The sequence below is a fragment of the Blautia sp. AF17-9LB genome (genome assembly GCF_003479185.1).
GTDB lineage: Bacteria > Bacillota > Clostridia > Lachnospirales > Lachnospiraceae > Fusicatenibacter > Fusicatenibacter saccharivorans.
In genome coordinates, this window is record NZ_QUGU01000014.1 from 1 (window position 1) to 24,963 (window position 24,963).

The following is a 24,963-nucleotide window of genomic DNA, read 5'->3' on the forward strand; positions in this document are numbered from 1 at the left end:
AAGTTTTGCAGAAAATGGTTGTGTTCGGAAAGAAAGTATGGTATGATGTATAGATGTTAAGTGTATGCGGTTTTGAAGGTATATCTAGCGTAGGGGATTGGTCAAATGGTATGATAGGGGTCTCCAAAACCTTTGGTGGGAGTTCGATTCTCTCATCCCCTGTAACGAAATGCGTAAAGCCTTTAAAATGGAGGGTTGCGGCTATTTCTTTTTTGCCAATTTAATATGGTAATCAAAAAGGTAATCAATAATGTGTTGGTTGCCTTTTTTGATATTAAAAAAAACACACACAATACTAAAAAAGTTATTTTTATATAATATGCACAAATAAATTTGTGAATTATAAATAAATAGCAAGAAGCACCGGTCTCTTCAAAAGAGAGATCAGTGCTTCTCGTTATTTTAAGATTTATTTTTGAATTTCACCACAGATCGAGCAAACATTCTGTTTGATGGTTTCATCATAGGCTTCTTTGTCAACTACTTTTACCTGCTCATCCCAAGCTTCTTTGTCAACGATGGTCTCTGTCCAAGCTTCTTTGTCTACAACTTTTACCTGCTCAGACCATGCTGCTTTGTCTACTACCTTAACCTGCTCATCCCATGCTTCCTGATCTACTACCCATTCATCCCAAGCCTCTTTGTCGACCACTGTTTTCTCTTCTGTCCATGCTTCCTGGTCAACAATTTTTACAGTTTTTGTTGAATAAGATATTGACTCGCCACGAAGAGTGTGGTATAATAAATGTTCATTGAGGGAATCCTGAGTATTTCCCATATCCGCTCCGCAAAAACCACAAATTGTACGACGCTCCTCATGGGAAACTTCTGGATGTGTAATGTACTCAGTATGAGTAACAGCATCATGGTGCACGGTATGACCTACCTCCTCATGATGAATGGTTTCCATGTGGCTTTCCTCAGGATGAGTAACAGTTTCATAATGGAACTCCTCTGCGTGATCTACGGTATGCGTTACAGCCGGATGTTTAACCGTTTTATAATGGTATTCTTCCTCGTGATGAATCGTCTTCGTTTCAGCTACCCAGTTATGTGTATGCTGATCTTTTTTTGCGTCTTTTATCCATTTTCCCGATGCATCTACATAATATCCATCAATCCAAGTATCAACAGCCATTTCACCCTTCGCATTCATATAGTAGCAGCTGCCGTCAATCCAATGCCAGCCCTCACCATATCGCTCTCCGGTTGTCTTATCCATGTAATACCAGATGTCATTGATCTTCTTCCAGCCGGTTACCATCCAGCCATCTTTATCAAATCTGTAATATTTTCCATCAATGACTTCCCAGTCATTCTTTGTATAGCTGCCGTCGGCATGGCGATACCATTTGCGGTTTCCGCTGGTGATCCATTTGTCCGTCGGTTTTTCTTTGTTCGGAATCCAGACACCGGATGCATCAACATAATAATTGTCAATCCATGTGTTAGTTGCCATCGTGCTGTCACTCTGGAAATAATACCATTTTCCATCTGCTTTCAGCCACTCGTTCTGGTAAGCTGCGCTGTTATCGTGCAGATAATATTTCTTTCCGCCGGAAGTATACCAGCAGTTCTTATAAGCACCGCCCCAGCTACGGAAGAAATAGAGCTTTCCACCGTCAGTAAAGGCTTCATTGGCTTTCATACTGCCGTCACTGTTCAGATAATAAAGATTCTTATCCCATGTCTGCCATCCGGTTGCGATCCGTCCGTCTTTTGCAAGTTTCCATGTGCCGTCCATGGCGATCCACTGGGTATTGGTCACATCTGCATTGTTGTTGAAAGTGTAGCTTCTTCCATTGATCTTCGCAGAACGATTTTTATAAGCCCCGCCCCAACTGCACAGATAACGGATTTTTCCGGTATCGTCTAAACGCCACTCGTTGCTTCTCATGGTTCCGTCACTGTTCAGATAGTATTTACTTCCCTGCCATTCCTGCCAGCCAGTCGCAATCTTTCCATCTTTCGCAAGATACCATTTACCGCCTTTGACGATCCACTGGGAACCTTGCATTTTGCTGTCAGCGCCGAAGGTGTAGCTTCTTCCGTTGATGACAACATTGCAGCTCTTGTAAGCACCGCCCCAGCTGCGGAAGTAGTAAATGCTTCCGTCGGTGTCAATCATCCATTCATTTGCTTTCATGGTTCCGTCGCTATTCAGATAGTAGCGTTTTCCATCCCATTCCTGCCATCCGGTGGCTTTCACGCCGTCCTTGTAAAAGTACCACTTGCCGGATTCTTTCACCCAGCCCGTCTTTACGGCAGCGTCTACCGTCTGCGCCGACAGCATCGGAGTCGCGTTCATTGCGATCGGAGCAGCAAGCAGCACCGCGCCGGTCATAGTTACAGTTGCAATTTTCTTTGTGTTTTTCTTCATGTGATTCTCCTTTCGATAAAGATATGTCTTTTATCCTACTTTATCCTACTTTATCAGAAAAGTCAATACCTTATCCTGCTGAATGATATAGTAAGAGAAAAAGGAAAAAAATATGAAACCATTAAAAGAAAAAGTAAGCATTACACTCGATGAAAATATCGTAGAGGAGATTCGCAAAATGGCTGAAGAGGATGACCGAAGCTTCAGTCAATATATTAATTTGATTTTAAAAGAATGGGTCAAAAAGAAAAACGAAACAAAAGACTGATAAATAATAACATCTGATAGAAGGAGCCGCTCTATAAAAAGCGGCTCTTTTTCTATATAAGAATTTAGTTATCTGAATTTTCAGAATCAAATGACATTTTGATAAGAGTTTCATCAGAAGCGGTTAAAGTAATTTTTTCTTCGTGTAAAGAATCTCTCAGCTTGATTAAGTTTAAACGACATTCAGCCAGGTCCTTTTCATAAAAATCTAAAAATTCTTTTGGGGTTGAAAAACCTTTAAAAAAAAGAAAAGACTCAATTCGTGAACTTATTTTTTTTGCTAAATTTTCTGAAATTGGTAAGTCATTGCTGATAGATTTGGAGATAAGAGAAACAGAAACCCCTAATCGTTCAGCTAAATTGGTGTGTGAAATTCTCAGTTTTTCAAGCAGTATCACCAAAAAATGCTTCTTTAGCGGTGCGGCAAAAAAGGAAGAGAACTTGTTTAACGCGGAAAGATCAGTTTCTAATGCCTGTATGATCGTTTCTGTGATTTCAATTTGAGTTTCGATCGTTGTCAGACGCTCGAGAATTTGGTGGTGTAATGCACGAAAATCGTTACTTGAATTTGACCCTTTAAGTTCTGATAGGTCACAACGTAATGTTTGAGCAAGTTTTAAACAATCTTCTGGAGAAGGAGTCAAATGCCCATTCTCTAACTTAGAAATCCAGGTCTCCTCATGAAAAACTGCTTTTCCCAGTCCTTTTTGTGTCATCCCCCGATTTTTGCGAAGACGTCGCACGTTAGCTCCTAAAATATTATTATTTGGTGACATATAGATCACTCCTTTACTAGTACTCGGCATGCGCCGGTACCTATAAAGGAGGTTTTCTAAATGTCAGGGGACAAAAAAACAGTTGGTTTTAGAAGCGAGTTCTTCAGGGGTAGGCATCGAAGGGGGTATATGAGGGGTAAACAAGGTGTTTTTAGCAAATTCGGGACAAAAAATGAAATGTTTTGGAGAGAAAGCAGAATGTCTGGGGGAAAATGGGCATTTTTCAGGTTAGCCATCAAGAGGGGGTATTTCGGGCATGTATAGGGGTGTTTTGATTTTTTGAGGTCAAGGATAGGCATAATAGGGGGGATTATGGCATCTTTGAGCAAAAGGAAGGAAAAATCGACATGTTCTAGGGCTTGAAAAACATTTTAACAGAGTTGCCTTTATTCAACTTTTTCAAGTTATTTACTCGCCGTATTCAAAAAAAATGCCTTATCATAATAGCATCAACAAAGAGGAGGTGACAAAGATGAAAGCATCAATGATTACAAGCCGGAGGTATCCACTGGAAGATTTTTTTTCTGAATCGGTGTTCGTTCTGACCGATATTACGGCACGGCGACACTTCGAAAACGGAACGGCAACAGACCAGATAGATGGATACACCTATCTAGCAACTAATGCAGGAAATTACAGAACGGTTCAGATTTTTGTTCCAGATCAGCTCCCAGTAATTGAACCAAAGCAACTGGCAGAGTTACAGGAGAATGGCGAAAATATTTTCGTTGAGTTCATTAGTGCAACAGTTGGTGCGTACTATAACCGTCGAAGTGGACTCATCGAAGATTCTATCCGTGCCGAGTCAGTGAAAATTGTAAACGAAAAATAATAAGAAGAGGGGGGGCGTGCCCCTCTCTTCGCACAACAAATGAAGGAGAAACAATATGGTAAAAACAATATTTCTTTTATTAGTAGTTCTGTTTTGGTACGGCGTGGCGGTATGTGTCGTACAGACGGTAAAACACTGCACAACCAGAGAAGCCGCATCATTCTGCATTCAGAAGATCAAAGAAGTGTTTGCATGGAGCTGGAAAGAAGCGTTTGCAAAGCCGCCTGTCCAGTATATGACGCATATCGGCTGGGATGGGGAAAGACAGTGCTTCAATCCAAAAGTTGCAGACGAGGAACTTGTGGAGCTTGGCAAACTGTTCCAGTTCTTCCGGTGTATCGACATCCGGTATAATGAAAATGTTTATGCCTATCGAATTTCCGTCGTTTACGGGGATGCCGGACAGAAAAATTCAGAGGAATTTAAAACACTGGTCACGAAAGTGCTGGGCGGCTGCCTTGCAGATCATATGATGAAATATAGTATGTGGTGTGGTGAAAACAGTTCGTTGTTCATGGTAACTTTATACCCGGAGTATATGGAGATCGCCATAGCGCGTAATGATGCAGGAAAAAGCTGGTTGGAAGCCCTTAGAAAGAAACGGGAACAGGCAAAAATTGAAGACCAGAGAAAGGCGCAGGGCATCTGCACACTGGAAGAGGTGTGGGGAGAAAATAAAGGGGATCGGATGACATGGGGATACGATGCAAAAATAGCACATCAGTATCAGACGAAATCATCTATTCAGACGGGGATAGATACCCATTGCCATGCACTGATTACGGGAAGTTCCGGTTCTGGAAAGTCAGTGGCAGTTTCGTATCTGCTCGGCAGAAGATTACAGGCAGATCCCAATACGCACGTATTTGTCTGTGATTATAAAAACTCCGAAGATTTCCGGTTCCTGCATGGCTATGAAAACTATTATACAGGCGAAATGTGCTATGACGGCATCATGGCGTTTTACCGGAAGTTTAACGAAACCAGAGAGTCTGGCGGCGCAGAAAGAGAACGGTATCTTCTGATTTTCGACGAATACCCGGCATTTTTGAACCGCTTGCAGATGCTGGACAAGCAGAACAAAGAGAAAAGGGCTGCGGATGTTATGAATGCGGTATCAGAAGTTCTGATGCTGGGCAGGGGCTTGCATTTTGGAATCTGGATTGTAACGCAGCGGGCAGATGCCGCCCTGTTTGCAAATGGCAGCCGGGACAACTTCATGTGCATCCTTGCGCTGGGAAGACTCAGCAAAGAACAGAAGAATATGCTGTTCAGCGGCGAGGAGCTGCCGGAACGGAGCTATCAGCAGGGAGAGGGCGTTATCCTGTTGGATGGTCGGGAAGTAGAAGAAGTTAAGATTCCGTGGGTTACGGATGTTCCGGGATGGAGAAAGCACATGCTGGATACCCTCGAGCAGAGCGCGGACGGTAACGTCCGGCGCGAAGGCTGAGAGGGGATGCAAGCGGGGGTATAGTATTACCCCCGCTTGCACAAAAAAGCCCACCACCACTCAAAAAATCCAGTATCTATGCGGCTTTCCAGCCCTCAAAACCCTGTTCGCAGACCATAAACAAAAGAAACACAAAAATTTAAAGCCAGTATATAAGAAAGGTACAGTGATTTGTAATGAACCCATTAAGAGAAACCGAAATAAGAACCCGAAATAAGAACCCGAAGACAATGGGACGCACAAAGGAGAAATAACAAATGGTCGAAGAAAAGAAAGAGACAGAGAAGAAAAACGCCGCCACAGAGGAGATAAAGGAAGAACCAGAAGCCACGGAGGAGCCGGAAAAACCACGGAAATCGAGGATGGACGGCATCCAGCGGCAGGCGTTTCTTTTAACCATCAATAACCCTCAGAAGTACGATATGGGGCATGAAAAAATAAAACAAAATCTGGTCATGAGTTTCCCGACGCTCAAATTCTTCTGCATGGCGGATGAAATCGGAGAACAGGGAACCTACCACACACACGTTTACATCCATTTCAATTCCCGTGTACGAGTTGGAAAAATAAAAAAATATTTCCCATCTGCCCACATCGACATAGCAAACGGAACCGCGAAAAATAACGTGGAATACGTCAAAAAGAGCGGCAAATGGAAAGACACCGACAAAGCAGAAACCAGCGTCCCGAACACCTATGAGGAATGGGGGACGATGCCGACACAAAAAGGCAGACGTTCCGATTTGGAAGACCTCATGCAGATGGTAGAAGCCGGATATACGGTAACGGAAATTTTACAGGAAAACAACGACATGATCCTTTACATGGATAAAATCGAGAAAATCCGACAAGCGTTTCTGAACGAAAAATTCAAAGGAAAACGCAGACTGGATCTGCACGTTACCTATATCTGGGGAGCGACGGGAAGGGGAAAAACAAGATCCATCATGGACGCTTACGGAGACAGTAACGTTTACCGCGTGATTGAAAATGGAGGAGGGCATCCCTTTGACCAATACGACGGTCACGCGGTCATCGTGTTCGAAGAGTTCCGTAGTTCCTTTAAAATATCGGACATGCTGAACTATCTGGATGTATACCCGGTGACGCTCCCGGCGAGATACTGCAATAAAGTCGTTTGTTATAACAGGGTATTCATAACAACGAATATCCCACTGGAAGACCAGTATACAGAGGTGCAAAAAGAAAGCCCGGAAACGTGGGCGGCATTCCTCCGCCGGATTCATGAGGTACAAGTGTATCTGGAAGACGGAACCATTGTGAAATACGATTCGGTCGAAAAATATCTGAACCGGAACAAAGAGTTTCACAAACTGGAACCCGCGGACGAATGCCCATTTAATTAGGAAATGAGGGAAAGAGATGGACGAAAGAAACAAGGACGAAGAGCAGGGCGTGAAAAAGAAAAAATATATCGTCCCGGAAGAAATCGAACTCGAAGAGGGGGTAGAGTTCCGGCGGGTATATGACTGGCTGCCTTATACCTACTGGCGGATTTTAAGAGTCATGAAAGAACTTGGCTGGGACATGATACAGATCTGGCAGGGATACAAGGCAAACCGCCGCCCGGGCTACTGTGAGAAATACCGCATCGTGGAGCATGAAACCGGAAGAGTGATCCGGGAAGAGGTAACCATTTACCAGATACAAAAAGCATTCGCATACGAGGAAGTCCCATTGGAAGACAAGCAGACAGAGAAATACCAGCGGGAAAAGCTGTTAATCGCAGCCGGAGAAAAAGAGGAATGGAAGCAGCGCCCCGTCAATGAGAAAGTATGGAACCCGGCGGCAAGAGAGTTTTATATGAAATACATAGAAGAAGACCCCACCGACGAGGAGCCGGGAACAGAAGAAATCGAGCCGGAATAAAAGAAAAAAAAGAGACAACAAAAGAAAAAGTAAGAGGGCTTATCCGGTCTATTCCAGATAAGCCTTTTTCAGAAAGGAAAAGCCAGATCAGCACGCCCAACGTAACGTATCGTAAAGTAAAGCAATAAGGGAAGAAGGATGTTGATAAATGGCAGAGCAGAAACATGGCAGCGTAGCTTTATGGAATTTTCAGATACAGAATTATTGAAGTTCGCACAGGAAAATGATATAGTTGATATAAAAGAAATAGCTGCATCGTATGAGATGAAAAAATATGAACAGTTATTAGCACAACATCCATATGATGTATGGCAAGGAAAAAATGGAAACTGGTACACCTATTTACCAAACGAGAAAAAAGGAAGGGTTCTAAAAAAGCGAGCTACAGAAGAAAAAATAAAAGATTGTATTGTTGAATATTACAATAACAATCCCAGTGTTGAAAGCGTATTTAATGAATGGATTGAAAGAAAACTGATGTATAAAGAAATCCAAAAGGGAAGTGCAGACCGCTATAAAACGGATTTTGAAAGGTTTTTTGTCAATACAGGATTCGCAAAAAAGAAAATAAAACAGATTGATAGTGACGAATTGGAAGATTTCATTCGAAGACAAATAGCAGAACAAAATCTTACAATGAAATCCTATTCTGGTTTGCGAATCATCATTCGAGGAATGTGGATGTATGCAAAAAAGAAAAAATGCACGGACATTTCGATCTCTGAATTTTTTGGAGATTTGGATCTTTCAAGAAAAATATTCAAAAAAACAGTAATAGAAAAAGAAGATCAAGTGTTTGCAGAAGATGAAATTCCGATTCTTGTTGATTATTTGAAAAGAAATGTAACTATCTGGAATTTGGGAGTTTTGCTGGTACTGCAAACAGGAGTCAGAGTCGGAGAGCTTTCAGCATTGAAACCCGGGGACTGGGCTGGTGGCAATATTTTAAAAATTCGTAGAACAGAAATTCGTTATAAAAACGAAGACGGTAAAAACGTTGTTGATGTACGAGAATTTGCCAAAACAGAAGCAGGAATGCGTGATATTATTTTATCAGACGGGGGAATAGAAACTTTGCGAATGATAAAAGAAATCAATCCATCGGGAGAATACTTGTTTGAGAATAGCTCGGGAAAAAGAATCAGGGGAAACACCTTTAATAAAAGATTGGATCTTGTATTGAAGGCAGTGGGTCTTCATCACAGATCCATTCACAAGGGAAGAAAGACGTATGGAACAACATTGATTGATGCCGGATGCGAAGATTCCTTAGTTATGAATCAGTTGGGGCATACGACAATAGAAACAAGCAGAAAATATTACTATTTTTCTAATCGAACGAGAGAACATCAGATAGAGCAGATAAAAAAGGCAGTAAATATATAATCTGATGAAAAAAGGTAATCATAAGGTAATCAAAAAAATCCAGAGTTGTTGAAACCAAAAAACTAGTGTTTATGCGGGTTTGCAGGCGGAAGAAGGGGAAAAATTGGAATTTCTACGGAGTTCGATTCTCTCATCCCCTGTATTAGGAAAGAGTGAAGATACAAAATCTTCACTCTTTTTTCGTATTGTTTAAAAGAAAAGTCTAACAGAACAGGATTTACAGAATTTTAAGATATTTTTGTAAAGCAGGACTGTTTTTTATGGTGTAAATAAGGTACAATAGAGCCACAGAACATATTCAAAAATAATGAAAAATGAAACATGAGAAGGGAGTGGGTGTAACGTGAGCAGAGAAAAGAATGGAAGCCGCGGCACGGTAAAAGCTGTCATTTATCTTCTGATCGTAGTAATCCTTGCTGGAATGGTTGTTTATCTGACGCAGTCGTTGCGGCGGGACCGGGAGCCGGAGATTACGGGGACGTTTATTGACAGCAAGCTGGAGGCGGCGGGGGAGCTGACGTCGGCGAAGATGATTTATAACGGGCTGATTCATTACTCGGACGGGTCGATTCCGTTTCTGACGCAGAAGGCGTTTAATATGACATACCGTGCAGAGGTACGTGCGGGCGTGGATCTCTCGAAGGCGAATACGGAGGTGACGGATTCAGAAGTAACAGTTACACTTCCGGCAGTGGAGATTTTTGATATTTCCATCGACAATGATTCCATCCAGTATTACGATGAGAAGGCAGCGCTTCTGAACTGGGAGCGGAAGGAAGATGCGATGGATGCAATCGCGAGTGCGAAGGAGGATGTAGAGCAGCAGACGAAAGAAATGGATGACCTGGAAACGATGGCACAGGAACAGGCGAAAACACTGATTACCGGAATGCTGTCCGAGACGGTCGGGGACAAGACATTGGTTGTAAAATTTGAAGAATAGTACATAGACGGGATGTCGGCACTTCTTTTTGGGGGATAAAAAAAGGAGGGCCGGTATTTCTTCTGGCAGAAACACCGGCATTATGAAAAAGAAAAATCTATATAAATTGGAAAGAATATTAGGTTGGGACAACGGTTGAAAGATAGAGGAAGATGATTTGTTGTCCCTTTGTTTTGATACGTTTAGTATAGTTGTCATATGTGAGGAAAGTGTGAATGGAGTTTGAAGAAACTTTGAAAAGATTTGTGAATGGCGCGGGTGAACATCGGAACATCCCAACGCCCGGATATCGCCGAATTTGCATAGAATTAACTTGAAAGTGAACACTGCTTCATGGTACAATCGTTTGGCATGTGTGAAATATGAGTTACATTTGAGAGGACAAAAACTATGGACTATAAACTGCTGCTGGACACCGCGGTCATGGCGGGAGAAATCCTGCTGGAAAGCGGGGCGGAGACGTGGCGGGTGGAGGATACCATGCTGCGGATGCTGCGCATGTCCGGCCTGAAAACTGCGGATGTACTGGCGCTGACGACCGGCTTTGTGGTAACGCTCGACGACCCGGCGATGGATTCCATGACTGTTATGCGCAGCGTAGAGAGCCGTGCAACGGATCTGAACCGGATCCATGCGGTCAATCAGCTTTCCCGCGATTTCTGCGAAGGAAATATCGACCTGGATGCGCTGTTCCACCGGGTGCGGGATATCTATCGTGCCAAGTCGGAAATTAAAAAAAATCTGCTCGCGATGATGGCGACGACCGCAGGCTTTGCAATCATGTTCGGAGCCGGGTTCTACGAAGTGCTGGCATCTGCACTTGCAGGTTTTATATCAGGAATCGGTGTTTACGGAGGAAAAAAAGCCGGGATGCAGTCGTTTCTTGTGAACTGTATCGGGTCATTTTTGCTGGCGGTCACATCTATTCTCTGTGTTCATTACCTGCCGGGGACCATGGATCTGAACGTCATTATCATTGCATCGATCATGCCCCTCGTACCGGGTGTGGCGATCACGAATGCGGTGTATGATACCCTGCACGGCGACTACATTTCCGGTGCGGCACGGATGCTTGAGGCGTTTGTAACCGCTGCGGCCATCGCAATCGGCGTGGGACTTGGCATGCTGCTGCTCCGTCCACTGGTGCGGTAGAGAAAACCGATACAGAAAAAAGATGAGGTTAAAGCAAAAATATGAGAATAGCAGGTGAAATCATCCTGAAATCCCTTGGAGCCTGGGTTGCAATCTGGGGATTTTCAAGACTGTTGAACGCACCAAAAAAGCTGGAATGCTACACGGCCGGTGTCGGTATGATCGGCTGGGCGGTCTATCTGATCGTGGAAGTATTCAACGACGGCATTCTGATGAAGAACTTTCTTGCCGCCGTTGCCGTCGCCCTGGTTTCCCAGGCAATGGCGCGTCATTTCAAAGCGCCGGTGATCCTTTTCGTGATCCCGGGCATTCTTCCGATGGTGCCGGGAGCCGGTATGTACCGCATCGTCTACTCGATCGTTATGGGGCCGGAAAACATGGTTGGAACGTATCTTTTAGAGACAGCGACCGCGGCAGGCGCAATTGCCCTTGGAATTTTCCTCGGAGAAGCGCTGCAGAAGGTATTTTTTTACGAATTCCATAGGTGATTTACGAAAAAAGTGAGAAATTTGCCAAAACCAAATTTTTTGCTTTTTTTTGTCGAATTTTATGATATACTTAACAGTGTATGTGCCCTTGGACAAAAGAAGAAATCTATAGGGGCATTTTTAACATCAGTAGACAAGAAGTCCCCCGCTTCTAAAGCGGTGGGATGAATTGTTAAAAGAAACATAACGGTAGTGGCGGGCGGAGAGAAATCGGTATCCTCCACTGACATGAGGTAAGTCACAGTCGAACTATTTTCGACATGTCAGACTCCGTGAAAATACCGACTGTGAGTTGAAACAAGGAAAAAAGAAGAGAAGTAAGTAAAGTGCAGACACAGAACTATGAGGAGCAAAAAATATGAAGTTTGAAGATGATGATTTAAAGGACGGTAAACTTTGGGCTGCCCTGCAAAAAGAGATTGACCGTGACCTGGCGGAAAAGGAGAGCGGTGAAACATTCCAGGAAGAACTGGCAGACATCGAAGACTCCATTGAATTTGAAAGCAAAGAAACAAAAAGCGAAGATCACATCCCGGATGAGACTGCAAATTTAAGTAATCTGCGAAGTGTCCTTGAGGCAACTGAGCGTGCAAAAGACGAAGAAGCGAAGCAGAAAATGAAGCAGACCAAAGTGGAGCCTGTGACGCAGGACATCGAGATTCCGGAATTTACAGAAGAGGAAGAAGAAATCGAAGAGACGCCGGCGGAGACAAAAACAGAATCGGAACCGGAAGAAGTGATGGTGGATGATGATCTGATCATCAACGATCCATTCGCAGATGAGGATGATCTGCTGGGAGAAGAGAAGACAGAGACCAAGGGTTCGGAGAAAGAAGTGCTTGGTGATCAGGTGGAAGCCGCAATGGAGCGCCTCGTCAGCGACACGGTAGGCCATATCCCAATGCCGGAAATAGACGATGAGGATGATGACTACGACGATTATGAGGATGACGACGAAGAGTACATTCCGCATGGCGCAAAACCGCAGAAGAAAAAGGGAAAAGGCGGTGCGGTTATCGCCGTTGCAGCCGTTGCTGTTATTGCTGTGGGAGGCTTTTTCTATGGAAGCAAAATGTTCCATTACCAGAATTATTTTTTCAACGGAACAACCATCAACGGAGTAGACTGCTCGGATATGACGGCCAAAGAGGCAGAAACGAAAATCAAAGAGCAGGCTGCAAACTATACCTTAAATGTAAAATTCAAAGACAATGATACGAAGAGTGTCAGCGGAAAAGACATCGACTACACCTACGCCGGAGACGGCAGCGTGGAGAGCGTGTTAAAGAAACAGAACAGTTTCCTCTGGTTCCTGGGAAATGGCGGAAAAGAGAAAGATTCCCAGGTCACCATGCAGTACAGTCAGGAAAAACTGGATGCGGTGATTGATGGATTTGACGAATTCCAGTCCGCAGACGGTGAGAATGCACCGGCCAGCGCCTACATCACCTTCCAGAACAATGAGTTTGAGATTGTGGATGCTGTTATGGGTGAGGGAATGGATCTTACCCTTGCAAAACAGTGCATCGAAAACGCGCTGATCAATGCGGATACCGAAGTGGATCTTGAAAAAGCAGGCGTTTACGACGGAACCTTGGTAACAGCAGATGACGAAACACTGAATGCACAGAAGGATCAGTTAAATGAACTGGTACGCGCAAGTATCACATACAGTATGCCGGATGGAACAACACAGGTTCTTGACGGAAATACCATGAAAGACTGGCTGGCGGTCGATGCGGATGGAAATTATTCCAAAGATGAAAACCAGTGGAATGAAAAAGTAAAAGAATATGTGGCAAATCTTGCGGCAGCGATTGATACCGATGGCAAGGATCACACCTTCCCGGCAACCGGTATCGAAGGCGGCGTGACCATCAGCCAGGAAGGCTACGGATGGAAAGTGGATCAGGAGCAGGAGATAGCAAAGATCGCAGAAGAAGTAGATGCTCACGCAGCAGACGCAAGAGAGCCGCAGTATGCGCAGAGAGAGTTTGCTGCTTCCACAGAGAACAACGGATTCGGCAAGACGTATGTTGAGGTTGATGCCAGCCGTCAGCATATCTGGCTCTACAAAGATGGAAATCTGGTTGTCGACGGTGACTGTGTAACCGGTCTGATGGAGCAGAGCAGCTACACGAAGCCGGGTATCTACACAACCGCAGCAAAAGAAAGCCAGAAAAAACTGCACGGAGAGCTTCAGGCAGACGGCAGCTATTCCTGGGAAAGAGATGTGGATTCCTGGATTCCGTTCAACGGAGAGATTGGTTTCTACGATGCTTCCTGGAGAAGTAGTTTCGGCGGAAACCTGTATCTGACTGCAGGATCGACGACAGGATCTGTTGCACTTCCGACTGCAGTGGCACAGGCATTATATGACAATGTCGATGACGGAACACCGGTTATCATTTATTATTCCGAAGCTTATGAGGTAAGTGAAGACACGCTTACTGTGACACAGGCACCGGAAGCAGATGACGAAAATGTCGATGATACGACGAATACCACGACAGTAACGCCGACGAGAACGCCATCCTACACGTACGATGATTACACGCCGTCAACTCCGTCAACCCCATCAACTCCATCAACCCCATCAACTCCATCGACCCCGTCTACGCCGGAACCGACCACAGCACCGACCGAGATCCCGTCTACGCCGGAGCCGACCGTAGCACCGACCGAGACCCCGTCCACACCGGAACCGACCCAGGAGCCGAGCGCACCGGATCAGGGAGACCATACGGGTGACGATGATTACCCAGGTAAGGGCGAGAGCTGAGAAAAGAAGAAATAGAACATAAAAAATACGCATTCCGTTATCAAAACAGGAATGCGTATTTTTTTGAGAAAGAAACTGTTAAAAATTAATTTTCCGGTACGAACAGTGTGACAAGATCCATCGGGGAAGTGATGGTGTAGTCCGGGTTTTCGGTCTGACCAAAACCGTATGCGGCATGGACAAACGGGATTCCGGCCTCGCGTGTCGCCTTGTAGTCGCCGTCGGTATCGCCGACATAGACCGCGTGCTGCAGATGGTTCTGTTCGATGATTGTACGGATGTTGTCTGCCTTTGCCTTTCCGGTATCGCCAGGACAGAGATGGCCTTTGAAATAGTGACCGAGGCCTGTGGCTTCCAGAAAAACTTCGATATAGCCCGCCTGGCAGTTGCTTACGATATAAAGCGGGTAATGTCTGGAAAGAATAGAAAGTGCATCGACAAGTCCCGGATAAACAGGAGCCGGTGTCGCAAGAAGTGCCTCATGCTCTTTGGCACAGCATGCATCGATCAGTTCTAACTGGCGCTCCTTTGGATATTCGTGGAAAATGACGGCGGCGATATCCGGGAGCAGGCGGCCGAACAGGCCTTTTAACACGGTTCCGGTGAGGTTTGGTGTCATATCAGTTTCTTTTTCCATAATCTGATTCCATGCGTCGGCAACAACGTCTGTGGAGTCCCACAGGGTGCCGTCCACATCAAAAATAATACTGTCGATCAAGAGTTTTTCCTCCATATCTTAAGGGTTTTGGTTATTCTTTTAAAGTATTTATTAATTTTAATCAAAAACACGTGAGAGCGCAATGTTTATTTTGCATTTTGGAGGAAAATGTGGCAAAATAAGAATGACGTATTAACAGGAGATTACTATGCAGGACACAATCACAAAGCCATTATTGAAATGGTATGGCGAAAATAAAAGAGTGCTGCCGTGGAGAGAAAAAAAGAACCCGTATGAAATCTGGGTTTCCGAGATTATGCTCCAGCAGACGAGGGTGGAGGCGGTCAAGCCGTTTTATGAGCGGTTTATGCGTGAACTGCCCAATGTCGCAGCACTTGCGGTCTGTCCCGAGGAAAAGCTTTTGAAGCTCTGGGAAGGCCTTGGTTACTATAACCGTGTGCGGAATATGCAGAAGGCCGCACAGAAAATTATGGAAGTGTATGACGGTGTATTTCCGGCAGATTACGAAGCCTTAAAAGGACTTCCGGGAATTGGAAATTACACAGCGGGAGCCGTTGCATCGATCGCGTTTTGCATTCCGGTGCCGGCGGTGGACGGAAATGTGCTTCGTGTGATGGCACGCCTCCGGGAGGACGGTGAGGACATTTTAAAGCAGTCCGTGAAAAACCGCGTGGAAGCGGAATTGACCGAAATCATGCCGGCAGAAGATCCGGGAGCCTTCAACCAGGCGATGATGGATCTCGGCGCAATGGTCTGTCTGCCGAACGGCGCACCAAAATGTGAAGTCTGTCCGCTTTTTGACCAGTGTCTGGCGGGACAGCATCAGACCTGGACGGAATATCCGTTTAAAAAGAGCGCAAAGCCGCGCAGAATCGAAGACAGAACCGTTCTGTTATTTCTGGACGGTGCGCACACAGCAGTGCGGAAACGGCCGAAAAAAGGACTTCTGGCGGGACTTTACGAGTTCCCGAACTTCGATGGCGTACTCTCCGAACAGGAAGCACTTGAAGAGGCAGAAAAATTCGGCGTGACGCCGCTTCATATTCAGGCATTGCCGCCGTACAAGCACATTTTTTCCCATGTCGAGTGGCATATCACAGGATACGCTATTAAAATTGCAGGAAACGATGTGGAGCAGGAAGGGGAAGAAAAAGCCGGATTGATTTTTGCGGATGCGAAAACCGCGGCTGAAAGATATGCCATTCCGTCTGCATTTGCGGAATACGCAAAATACACAGATCTGGAACGTGCCTGAAACGGCAGAAGAGCAAAAAAGAGCAGGGAGAAAAAAGATGAAGATTTTATCAATTGCAGTACCATGCTATAATTCAGAAGCATATATGGAGAAATGTATCGATTCGCTGCTGGTCGGCGGAGAAGAAGTAGAAATTCTGATCGTGGACGATGGTTCCAAGGACGGAACCACAGAGATTGCAGACCGCTATCAGGAAAAATATCCGACGATTGTAAAAGCGATTCATCAGGAAAACAAGGGCCACGGCGGAGCAGTCAACACGGGTGTGGAAAATGCGACGGGTCTGTACTTTAAGGTTGTGGACAGTGATGACTGGGTAAACCCAGAGGCATACCAGAAGATTTTAAATGTTCTGGCAGAAGTCGTACGCGGACCGAAAACACTCGACCTTCTGATCAGTAACTATGTGTATGAAAAAGAGGGCGCCAAGAGAAAACGTGTGATGCGCTATGCGAAATCGCTGCCGGAAGGCCGCTTTTTCGGATGGGATGAGGCGAAAGCTCTCGGCAAAACACATTATCTGCTGATGCATTCGCTGATTTACCGGACTTCTCTTTTAAGAGAGTGCGGCATGAAGCTGCCGGAGCACACCTTCTATGTGGATAATCTGGTTGCGTTTATTCCGCTTCCGTACGTCAAAACGATGTATTATCTCGATGTCAATTTCTACCGCTACTTTATTGGAAGAGCCGACCAGTCGGTTAACGAGAAAGTCATGATCGGCAGAATTGACCAGCAGATCCGTGTCAACAAGCTGATGATCGATTACCTTGGTGAACAGAAAGGGCTGTCGAAGCACCTGCGGAAATATATGATCAGCTATCTGACCATTATTATGACGGTTTCTTCCGTGATGATGATGCGCTCCGGAACGGAAGAAAATCTCGAGAAAAAGAACGATCTGTGGAGATACCTGAAACAGGAGGATGCAGCCGATTACTTCCGCATCCGCCACGGCATTTTCGGAACTGTTATGAGCAGCAAATCAAAACCGGGACAGAAAATTGCAGTCTATGCCTACAAGGTAGCGCAGAAACTGTATGGATTTAACTAGAAAGTAACGAAGCGGAGGAACGAACAATGCGAGTAGGAATGGGTTACGATGTGCATAAACTGGTGGAAAACCGGAAACTGATTCTGGGCGGTGTGGAAATCCCGTATGAATATGGCCTTCTGGGACATTCCGATGCGGATGTGCTGGTTCATGCCATTATGGATGCGCTTCTCGGTGCTGCAGCACTGCGGGACATCGGACGCCATTTTCCGGACAACGATCCGGCGTATGAGGGCGCCGACAGCATCGAACTGCTGAAAAAAGTCGGTGAGATGCTCGAGGAGCGGATGTATCTGATTGAAAATATCGATGCAACCGTTATTGCACAGAAGCCGAAGCTCCTGCCATACATCGACACGATGGTGAAAAATGTGGCGGAGGCGCTTCATCTCGAAGAGGATCAGGTCAATATCAAGGCAACGACCGAGGAAGGACTTGGCTTTACCGGAAAGAAAGAGGGAATTTCCGCACAGGCGATCTGCTGCATTTCCAAGGCACTCGACCTGATGCCGGACGACCGGATCGCAGGCGGATGCAGCGGCTGCCCGGGATGCGCAAAGAACGCAGAAGAATAAAAGAGAAATGCGATTGCACAAGGCCGGAAGATGTGGTAGACTGGAAGAAGAATAAGGGAGTAGTCGGCGGCATACGTGACGCTATAAGGCCAACAACCGAAGAAAAAGCATTTCTTCTGGCTTTGTATGAAATGACAAGACTTATCTGTATCAACAAATATGGTGCGGATAGGTCTTTTTCTATATAGAAAGAGACCAGTGTACCAGTGGGAACTTATCACAGGAACGCAAAAAGCGTTTTCAGAAGAAAGGACGGATGGAAATGAAAGAGTATCTGGAAAAAAGTTCGAAGATTCTTGATGAGTTACAGACAACGGAGCAGGGACTTTCCGAGGCGGAAGCTGCGCGGCGGCTTTCCGAACACGGACCTAACCGGCTGGCGGCGGGAAAAAAGAAGAGCAATCTGCAGCGGTTTTTCGAAGAGCTGAAAGACCCGATGATCCTGATCCTGCTCGCCGCAGCGCTGATTTCCGGCATCACATCGGCGTATGAAGGCGAATCGTACGCTGATGTGGTCATTATTCTCGCCGTTGTCATCATTAATGCGGTGCTCGGTGTTCTGCAGGAGAGCAAGGCAGAGAAAGCGATTGAAGCTCTGCAGGAGATCGCGGCAGCCACGTCGAAGGTGATGCGCGGCGGGAAAATGGAAGTGAAAAAGAGCGAGGAGCTCGTACCCGGTGATATTGTAATTCTCGAAGCGGGCGATGCTGTTCCGGCGGATGGCCGTATTTTAGAGAGTGCCAGCATGAAAATCGAGGAAGCAGCGCTGACGGGAGAATCTGTCCCGGTCAATAAAACAGCGGATGTTCTGAACGCCGGCGCAGCCAGCGAGGTTCCGCTCGGGGACCGGAAAAACATGGTCTATATGGGAAGCACCGTTGTCTATGGCCGCGGCCGCGCTGTTATCACCGGAACGGGTATGAAAACCGAGATGGGAAAAATCGCCCATGTTCTGACGCAGTCGGCGGATGAGAGCACACCGCTGCAGAAGCGGCTGAACCAGCTCAGCAAAATCTTAAGCGTGATGGTGCTCGCCATCTGTGCCGTGATTTTCGTTGTCGGCATTTTAAAAGAGGGCGTGACGCCGCAGAACATCTTAAATACCTTTATGGTAGCCGTCAGCCTTGCCGTAGCGGCAATTCCGGAAGGACTTGCAGCAGTTGTCACAATCGTGCTTTCCATCGGTGTGACCAAAATGTCAAAGCGGAATGCGGTGATCCGGAAACTGACGGCTGTCGAGACGCTCGGCTGTACGCAGGTGATCTGCTCGGATAAGACAGGAACGCTGACCCAGAATAAGATGACCGTGGTAAAACATGAGGGAAGCGATATAAAACGTCTCGTATCCGTCATGGCACTCTGCTCCGATGCGGAGCCGGACGAAAACGGCGAGGCAGTCGGAGAACCGACGGAATGTGCGTTGGTCAACGATGCGCAGAAAGAGGGATGCCCGAAGAAGAGTCTGTCCGTCCAGTATCCGCGTGTCGGGGAAGCGCCGTTTGATTCGATGCGGAAACGCATGACAACGATCCACCGCGCAAACGACGGAACGTATTTTTCCTGCACAAAAGGCGCACCGGATGAGATTCTGAAGCGGTGTACCTCCGTTTGGCGTGACGGCAGAAAACAGCCGATGACAGAAGCATTCCGGCAGGAAATCCTGTCGCAGAACAAGGCGATGGCAGACCAGGCACTCCGCGTGCTGGCGGCAGCAGGAAGAGCGTGGAACCAGATGCCGTCCTCCCAGGAGCCGGACTTTCTGGAGCAGGATCTCTGCTTTTTAGGACTTTGCGGTATGATTGATCCGGTGCGGCCGGAAGTAGTCGATGCGATCCGGGAATGCCGCGGGGCAGGCATCCGTCCGGTGATGATTACGGGTGACCACAAAGACACAGCGGTTGCTATTGCAAAAGAGCTGGGTATTCTGGAGGCGGGCTGGAAAGCGGTAACGGGAGCCGAGATTGACCAGTTAAGCGATGAGGAGCTTGACCGGAGAATCGAGGAATATGCTGTTTACGCACGCGTCCAGCCGGAGCATAAAGTGCGGATCGTCGATGCGTGGAAGCGGAAAGGCAGAATCACCGCGATGACAGGAGACGGAGTCAACGATGCGCCGTCGATCAAGCGTGCGGATATCGGCATCGGAATGGGCATCACGGGAACGGATGTGACGAAAAACGTGGCAGATATGGTGCTCGCGGACGACAACTTTGCGACGATCATCGCGGCGGTTGAGGAAGGAAGACGAATCTACGATAATATCCGCAAGGCAATTCAGTTCCTTCTGGCATCGAACCTTGCCGAGGTGCTGTCGATTTTCTGCGCGACGCTGATGGGCTTTACGATTTTAAATCCGGTGCATCTGCTCTGGATCAACCTGATTACGGACTGCTTCCCGGCGCTGGCGCTCGGTATGGAGGACGGTGAGGCAGACATCATGAAACGCCCGCCGAGAAATGCGGATGACGGTATTTTTGCGGACGGCCTCGGCTTTGATGTTGCGTTTCAGGGCATCGTGATTACGGTGTTGACGCTGGCGTCCTACTTCATCGGCCACTATCTGGAAGCCGGCCGCTGGGAAATCGTCAACAGCCCGGACGGCATGTCGATGGCGTTTCTGACACTCTCTATGGTGGAAATTTTCCATTCCTTCAATATGAGATCACGGAAAGGTTCTATTTTCCATATGAAGCATCAGAACAAGTATCTGTGGGGCGCGATGGCACTCTCATTTGTCCTCACATCCGCCGTCATTTACATCCCGGTACTGTCGAGTGCGTTCGGTTTTGAGCGGATCAGCGCGTTGGAATATGATGTGGCGATCGGCCTTGGACTGCTTGTCATTCCGGCGGTCGAAATCAGCAAGTGGATCCGGCGGAAATTTGCTTGACAAACGAGAAAAATTTGCATAAACTAGAACAAACGGAAACAGAAAAAGGCTTGGAACGGAAAAAGTAGAAAATCAGAATTGTTTCACAGAGAATGGCAGACAAATGGGGCTGGAAGCTGCCTGAAATGAGGGTTTTTGAAGTGCGTCCGGAAGCTGGCCGGGTGAAGCGGAAAAAGTGGGTAGTCCGGCACGGGTCCTGCACGTTATGCAGAAGAAAAGAAGAGGGCAGGTGTGCCCTTAAAGTAAAGTGGAACCACGGAGCTATTTCGTCTTTATCGGAGATGAAACAGCTCCGTTTTTGAATATTGCCCTTCGGGCAAAAAAGGTGGTAAGAAATAAAAATCTGAAAAAGTCCCGGCAGGAGGCAAGGAGAGGAAAGATGAGTTTTTTCGCGTATTTTAAAGAGGAATTTCAGGTGATTCAGGAGCGGGATCCGGCGATACATTCTCCCATGGAAGTCTTGCTGTATCCTTCATTTCGTGTTATGCTGAAGTACAGACGGGCGCACAAGCTATATCTGAAAGGCCATTACTTTCTGGCCAGGTGGATTTCACAGCGGGCAGCGAGAAAAACCGGTATCGAAATCCATCCGGGTGCGACGATCGGAAAGGGATTGTTTATTGATCATGGTTCTGGTGTGATTATCGGAGAAACAGCCATTATCGGAGACAACGTGACGCTGTATCAGGGCGTGACGCTTGGCGGTAATGGTAAGGAGACCGGGAAACGTCATCCGACGCTGAAGGACAATGTTATGGTCAGCGCCGGTGCGAAGATCATCGGATCGTTTACGATCGGGGAAAACTCCAAAATCGGAGCCGGATCGGTTGTGATCGAGGAGGTTCCGCCGAACTGTACCGTCGTCGGCGTGCCGGGGCACATTGTGAAGCAGAATGATGTGCGGATTCCGAGAAAAAGCATGGATCACATTCATCTGCCGGACCCGATTTTCGAGGATATCAAAGTACTGCAGCAGGAGAATACGGAGCTTACGAACCGTGTGCTCGAGCTGGAGGGCGAGCTGCGTCAGATGAGGAAAAAAGAAAGGACAGAACAGAAGTGACGGAAGTGGGCAAAGAGACAGAAAACGAGGAGCTTTTTCCAGAGGCGGTTTTCGGGGAGAAGGATTATCTTTCGGAGGTATTCGGACTGGAACAGCATGACATCCGCATGTATTCGCCGCTTACGCTGGCCTACATCGGGGATGCTGCGTATGAGATCGTCATCCGCACGATTCTGGTGCGGAAAGCAAATATGCAGGTCAACAAGCTGCACCGCCATGCGGCAGGGCTTGTAAAGGCGGAGAAACAGTCGGCGATGATTGAAATTCTGGAGCCGCTGTTTACCGAAGAGGAAAAACAGATTTATAAAAGAGGCAGAAATGCGAAATCCTATACCAAGGCCAAAAATGCGTCCACGATCGACTACCGCCGGGCAACCGGGTTTGAGGCCGTGATGGGGTATCTGTACCTGAAAGGGGACTACAAGCGGATGATCGACCTGATCCGGGCAGGACTTGGCGAAGTGTGAGAGCAGATAAGATTCAGAAAATAAAAAAGAAGCGGCAGGGCAGTGGGGCTTTTGAAAAAGCAAAAGTTCCCACTGCTTTTGGGACCGCGGAACAGGAATGATATGAGAGAAAACAACAGAAACGACAAGAGAAACTTTGAGAGAAGAGACGGAAAAAAACGTGACTTTAAGGGGAAACGAGATTACCGTGACAGAGACAGAAAACAGGAAGTACAGCAGGCGGATGAGGAGTTTACAGGCGGCATGGTAGAGGGAAGAAACGCTGTCATCGAGGCGTTCCGCTCCGGCAAGACCGTGGACAAGCTGTTCGTCCTTGCAAGCAGCCAGGACGGCCCGATCCGCACGATCATCCGTGAGGCGAAAAAACACGATACCATCATCAATTATGTAGAAAAAGAACGTCTTGACGAGCTGTCCACCACCGGAAAGCATCAGGGTGTCATTGCACAGGTGGCTTCCTACAGTTATGCAACCGTTGAGGACATCCTCGCGCGCGCAGAGGAGAAAGGGGAGCCGCCATTTATCCTTCTGCTGGACGGCATTGAGGATCCGCATAACCTCGGTGCGATCATCCGTACCGCAAACCTGGCAGGCGCACATGGTGTCATCGTGCCGAAGCACCGCGCAGTCGGCCTGACAGCAACCGTTGCCAAAACGTCGGCAGGTGCATTAAATTACACACCGGTGGCAAAGGTGACGAATCTGGTGCAGACCATGGAAATGCTGAAGGAAAAGGGCATCTGGTTTGTCTGCGCGGACATGAACGGACAGAGAATGTATGATCTCGACCTCAAAGGACCGATCGGCCTTGTAATCGGAAATGAGGGAGAGGGTGTCAGCCGTCTGGTGAGAGAAAACTGCGACTTCACAGCCACAATTCCGATGAAAGGCGATATCGACTCTCTGAACGCTTCCGTGGCAGCCGGCGTGCTCGCTTATGAGATTGTAAGACAGAGAAGCTGCTAGAAATTGCGGAAAATCACATTACGCTCCGGCGGAAGAAAGATGAAGGATACAAGAGATATGATGGTGAAAGATTACGATACCTGTACGGATGAGGAGCTGATTGCGCGTCTGCGGGCAGGAGAACGCGAGATTACCGATTATCTGATCGACAAATACAAATCGCTGGTGCGGACCAGGGCGAGGGCGCTGTACCTGGTGGGCGGAGATCACGAGGATCTGATCCAGGAGGGCATGCTCGGACTTTTTAAGGCAGTGCGTGACTACAAACCGGGGAAGGAGGCATCGTTTGCCACCTTCGCCGGCCTGTGCATCGACCGTCAGATGTATTCTGCAGTGGCATCGTCCCAGCGCCAGAAGCATCAGCCGCTGAACAGCTTCGTTTCGTTAAGCGAACCGGTTTCCGAGCAGGAGCTGCGCCTGGTGGACGAGGAGACACCAGAGGAGATCATGATCAGCCGGGAAAACGTAATCGGCATGCATGAGCGGATCAAAGAACGGCTCAGCAAATTTGAGTACCAGGTGCTGGAATTGTATCTGAAAGGGTACGATTATACGCAGATTGCAGAAAAACTTGGAAAGCAGCCGAAGGCAATCGACAATGCACTGCAGAGAATACGCAGTAAAGTGCGGGAGGTCTGTTCGTGAGATGGAAAAACGACCGAAAAAATTACGGCGAATTGTCAAAAGCACAGGAAAATCTGTGAACAAATAAAAATTTTCAAATTTGTAGAAAAAACTGTTGACAATTCACTATAGTTTTGATAGAATACCAAATGTAGCAAGGAGCTAACAAAAAAACAAAACAACTTGCGAGTGCTGATGTGGCTCAGTCGGTAGAGCGTCGCCTTGGTAAGGCGGAGGTCACGGGTTCGATTCCCGTCATCAGCTTACTAAGAAAGATCCCGGGAAATCGGGATCTTTTCGTTATATAAAAAACAGCAGGAGATGGGCAGGAAGAAAAAGACACTATTACAAAAGGTACAGTTATGATTGTGAGGAAAAAAGAAGATGCGTCATTCGCTTGGGGGAAAGAAAGCTCGAATATAAGGATTCCAAAGGACAGGACTGTTATTTCTATTATTCGAACATTGCCGGAACCGATCTGGATATGCTGGGCTATGTGCCCGTTGCAGATATTGAGTCTGAGGCAACGGACTGGAGCATTGTTCTGCTGGTCAGCGGCATGAAAAAGAGAGAATCCAAATCAGAGACATTCAGCGCAAATCCGTTTGAATACGAATTCCTATACGCACCGCTCGGGGACAAGGGCGCTTACGCGTACCGGCAGCCGTGGTATGGATTTTCGGTCAACAAAGACAGCGAAGAGAAAGAGATCGCGGTTGAGTTTCTGCGCTTTATGATGCAGGAAAAAGAGATCGACGAGATGGCCAGTATTAAAGGTCTGCCGTCGGTGGCAGAAAATGGAACCGGCGAGTGGTATACGGGGTTTCGGGATGCAAAAAGTATTGAGGCAAGTTTCATCAACGACGGCAGCGTGCCGGATTCCATCCGCGCGGCATTGGAGCAGGCGTGTATGGCAATGCAAACGAGGCAGTGCAGACGTTTGTGGAGCTGTGTGCAGAGAAATAAGATAGGAAAACGAGAAGAGCGACTTATTTGTGAAAACAAGTGGGTCGCTTTTTGGTGCCAAAGATGGTAGAATAGGTA

23 protein-coding genes, 2 tRNA genes and 1 other annotated feature are annotated in these 24,963 nt (G+C 46.9%); of the genes, 22 read left to right on the plus strand and 3 right to left on the minus strand.

The features are described from left to right. Positions 1 to 91 precede the first annotated feature (91 nt). Positions 92 to 162 (plus strand) — tRNA-Trp (locus DWX00_RS14190). A 247-nt stretch (positions 163 to 409) separates the two neighbouring features. Here the strand turns inward: DWX00_RS14190 and DWX00_RS14195 are convergent. After that, on the minus strand, positions 410 to 2,380 hold the full coding sequence (locus DWX00_RS14195) for a hypothetical protein (RefSeq protein ID WP_118595577.1): 1,971 nt from the start codon (positions 2,378 to 2,380) through the stop codon (positions 410 to 412). Positions 2,381 to 2,492: 112 nt separating this feature from the next. Between DWX00_RS14195 and DWX00_RS14200 the strand changes: the two genes are divergently transcribed. Further along, positions 2,493 to 2,648, plus strand: a complete 156-nt coding sequence (locus tag DWX00_RS14200) for a ribbon-helix-helix protein, CopG family (RefSeq protein WP_118595578.1) — start codon at positions 2,493 to 2,495, stop codon at positions 2,646 to 2,648. A 64-nt stretch (positions 2,649 to 2,712) separates the two neighbouring features. Here the strand turns inward: DWX00_RS14200 and DWX00_RS14205 are convergent, their stop codons facing one another. Next, complete coding sequence (locus DWX00_RS14205) at positions 2,713 to 3,423, minus strand: helix-turn-helix domain-containing protein (protein WP_158578874.1); 711 nt, start codon at positions 3,421 to 3,423, stop codon at positions 2,713 to 2,715. 60 nt (positions 3,424 to 3,483) lie between these two features. Here DWX00_RS14205 and DWX00_RS14210 point away from each other — a divergent pair, with 60 nt between their 5' ends. From DWX00_RS14210 to DWX00_RS14255, 10 genes are all read left to right on the plus strand, one after another. After that, complete coding sequence (locus DWX00_RS14210) at positions 3,484 to 3,687, plus strand: hypothetical protein (protein WP_118595580.1); 204 nt, start codon at positions 3,484 to 3,486, stop codon at positions 3,685 to 3,687. A 208-nt stretch (positions 3,688 to 3,895) separates the two neighbouring features. Continuing rightward, positions 3,896 to 4,255 (plus strand): hypothetical protein, encoded by a 360-nt coding sequence (locus DWX00_RS14215; RefSeq protein ID WP_118595581.1) that lies wholly within the window; start codon positions 3,896 to 3,898, stop codon positions 4,253 to 4,255. Positions 4,256 to 4,310: 55 nt separating this feature from the next. Beyond that, positions 4,311 to 5,705: a hypothetical protein gene (locus DWX00_RS14220; RefSeq protein ID WP_118595582.1), complete on the plus strand. Its 1,395-nt coding sequence runs from the start codon at positions 4,311 to 4,313 to the stop codon at positions 5,703 to 5,705. A 257-nt stretch (positions 5,706 to 5,962) separates the two neighbouring features. Then, the gene (locus DWX00_RS14225) at positions 5,963 to 7,072 is read left to right on the plus strand and encodes a hypothetical protein (RefSeq protein ID WP_243038023.1); all 1,110 of its coding nucleotides are present in this window, start codon (positions 5,963 to 5,965) and stop codon (positions 7,070 to 7,072) included. 16 nt (positions 7,073 to 7,088) lie between these two features. Further along, complete coding sequence (locus DWX00_RS14230) at positions 7,089 to 7,595, plus strand: hypothetical protein (protein ID WP_118595583.1); 507 nt, start codon at positions 7,089 to 7,091, stop codon at positions 7,593 to 7,595. A gap of 180 nt (positions 7,596 to 7,775) precedes the next feature. Next, entirely contained in the window at positions 7,776 to 8,981 is a 1,206-nt protein-coding gene (locus tag DWX00_RS14235) for a tyrosine-type recombinase/integrase (RefSeq protein WP_158578876.1), read from the plus strand. Between the two features lie 343 nt (positions 8,982 to 9,324). Further along, positions 9,325 to 9,924: a DUF4230 domain-containing protein gene (locus DWX00_RS14240; protein WP_055221314.1), complete on the plus strand. Its 600-nt coding sequence runs from the start codon at positions 9,325 to 9,327 to the stop codon at positions 9,922 to 9,924. Between the two features lie 390 nt (positions 9,925 to 10,314). Beyond that, on the plus strand, positions 10,315 to 11,076 hold the full coding sequence (locus tag DWX00_RS14245; RefSeq protein ID WP_055221312.1) for a threonine/serine exporter family protein: 762 nt from the start codon (positions 10,315 to 10,317) through the stop codon (positions 11,074 to 11,076). A gap of 41 nt (positions 11,077 to 11,117) precedes the next feature. Further along, positions 11,118 to 11,564 (plus strand): threonine/serine exporter family protein, encoded by a 447-nt coding sequence (locus DWX00_RS14250; RefSeq protein ID WP_022463061.1) that lies wholly within the window; start codon positions 11,118 to 11,120, stop codon positions 11,562 to 11,564. A gap of 358 nt (positions 11,565 to 11,922) precedes the next feature. After that, positions 11,923 to 14,346 carry a L,D-transpeptidase family protein gene (locus tag DWX00_RS14255; RefSeq protein WP_118595585.1) on the plus strand — a complete coding sequence of 808 codons (2,424 nt, stop codon included), beginning with the start codon at positions 11,923 to 11,925 and terminating at the stop codon, positions 14,344 to 14,346. An 85-nt stretch (positions 14,347 to 14,431) separates the two neighbouring features. On the opposite strand, the gene DWX00_RS14260 is transcribed toward DWX00_RS14255, so the two are convergent. Further along, positions 14,432 to 15,064: an HAD family hydrolase gene (locus DWX00_RS14260; protein WP_243038024.1), complete on the minus strand. Its 633-nt coding sequence runs from the start codon at positions 15,062 to 15,064 to the stop codon at positions 14,432 to 14,434. 148 nt (positions 15,065 to 15,212) lie between these two features. Here DWX00_RS14260 and mutY point away from each other — a divergent pair, with 148 nt between their 5' ends. The 10 genes from mutY to DWX00_RS14315 all read left to right on the plus strand — a co-directional run bounded on the left by mutY (position 15,213) and on the right by DWX00_RS14315 (position 24,955). Beyond that, positions 15,213 to 16,280 carry an A/G-specific adenine glycosylase gene (mutY, locus tag DWX00_RS14265; protein ID WP_055227140.1) on the plus strand — a complete coding sequence of 356 codons (1,068 nt, stop codon included), beginning with the start codon at positions 15,213 to 15,215 and terminating at the stop codon, positions 16,278 to 16,280. A 37-nt stretch (positions 16,281 to 16,317) separates the two neighbouring features. After that, the gene (locus tag DWX00_RS14270; RefSeq protein ID WP_055267469.1) at positions 16,318 to 17,334 is read left to right on the plus strand and encodes a glycosyltransferase family 2 protein; all 1,017 of its coding nucleotides are present in this window, start codon (positions 16,318 to 16,320) and stop codon (positions 17,332 to 17,334) included. A 26-nt stretch (positions 17,335 to 17,360) separates the two neighbouring features. Then, on the plus strand, positions 17,361 to 17,909 hold the full coding sequence (ispF, locus tag DWX00_RS14275; RefSeq protein WP_022463066.1) for a 2-C-methyl-D-erythritol 2,4-cyclodiphosphate synthase: 549 nt from the start codon (positions 17,361 to 17,363) through the stop codon (positions 17,907 to 17,909). 262 nt (positions 17,910 to 18,171) lie between these two features. Next, on the plus strand, positions 18,172 to 20,799 hold the full coding sequence (locus tag DWX00_RS14280; RefSeq protein ID WP_117802651.1) for a cation-translocating P-type ATPase: 2,628 nt from the start codon (positions 18,172 to 18,174) through the stop codon (positions 20,797 to 20,799). A gap of 42 nt (positions 20,800 to 20,841) precedes the next feature. Then, positions 20,842 to 21,076: a binding site (T-box leader), on the plus strand. 102 nt (positions 21,077 to 21,178) lie between these two features. Next, entirely contained in the window at positions 21,179 to 21,862 is a 684-nt protein-coding gene (gene epsC, locus DWX00_RS14290) for a serine O-acetyltransferase EpsC (protein WP_055227154.1), read from the plus strand. Positions 21,863 to 21,969: 107 nt separating this feature from the next. After that, positions 21,970 to 22,329 (plus strand): Mini-ribonuclease 3, encoded by a 360-nt coding sequence (locus DWX00_RS14295; protein ID WP_055221333.1) that lies wholly within the window; start codon positions 21,970 to 21,972, stop codon positions 22,327 to 22,329. Positions 22,330 to 22,572: 243 nt separating this feature from the next. Then, positions 22,573 to 23,295 (plus strand): 23S rRNA (guanosine(2251)-2'-O)-methyltransferase RlmB, encoded by a 723-nt coding sequence (gene rlmB / locus DWX00_RS14300; protein WP_055221331.1) that lies wholly within the window; start codon positions 22,573 to 22,575, stop codon positions 23,293 to 23,295. Between the two features lie 39 nt (positions 23,296 to 23,334). Beyond that, complete coding sequence (sigH, locus tag DWX00_RS14305; RefSeq protein ID WP_226906387.1) at positions 23,335 to 23,940, plus strand: RNA polymerase sporulation sigma factor SigH; 606 nt, start codon at positions 23,335 to 23,337, stop codon at positions 23,938 to 23,940. 170 nt (positions 23,941 to 24,110) lie between these two features. Continuing rightward, positions 24,111 to 24,183: transfer RNA gene (locus tag DWX00_RS14310), tRNA-Thr, on the plus strand. Positions 24,184 to 24,316: 133 nt separating this feature from the next. Further along, positions 24,317 to 24,955 (plus strand): hypothetical protein, encoded by a 639-nt coding sequence (locus DWX00_RS14315; protein WP_118595587.1) that lies wholly within the window; start codon positions 24,317 to 24,319, stop codon positions 24,953 to 24,955. Positions 24,956 to 24,963: the final 8 nt, after the last annotated feature.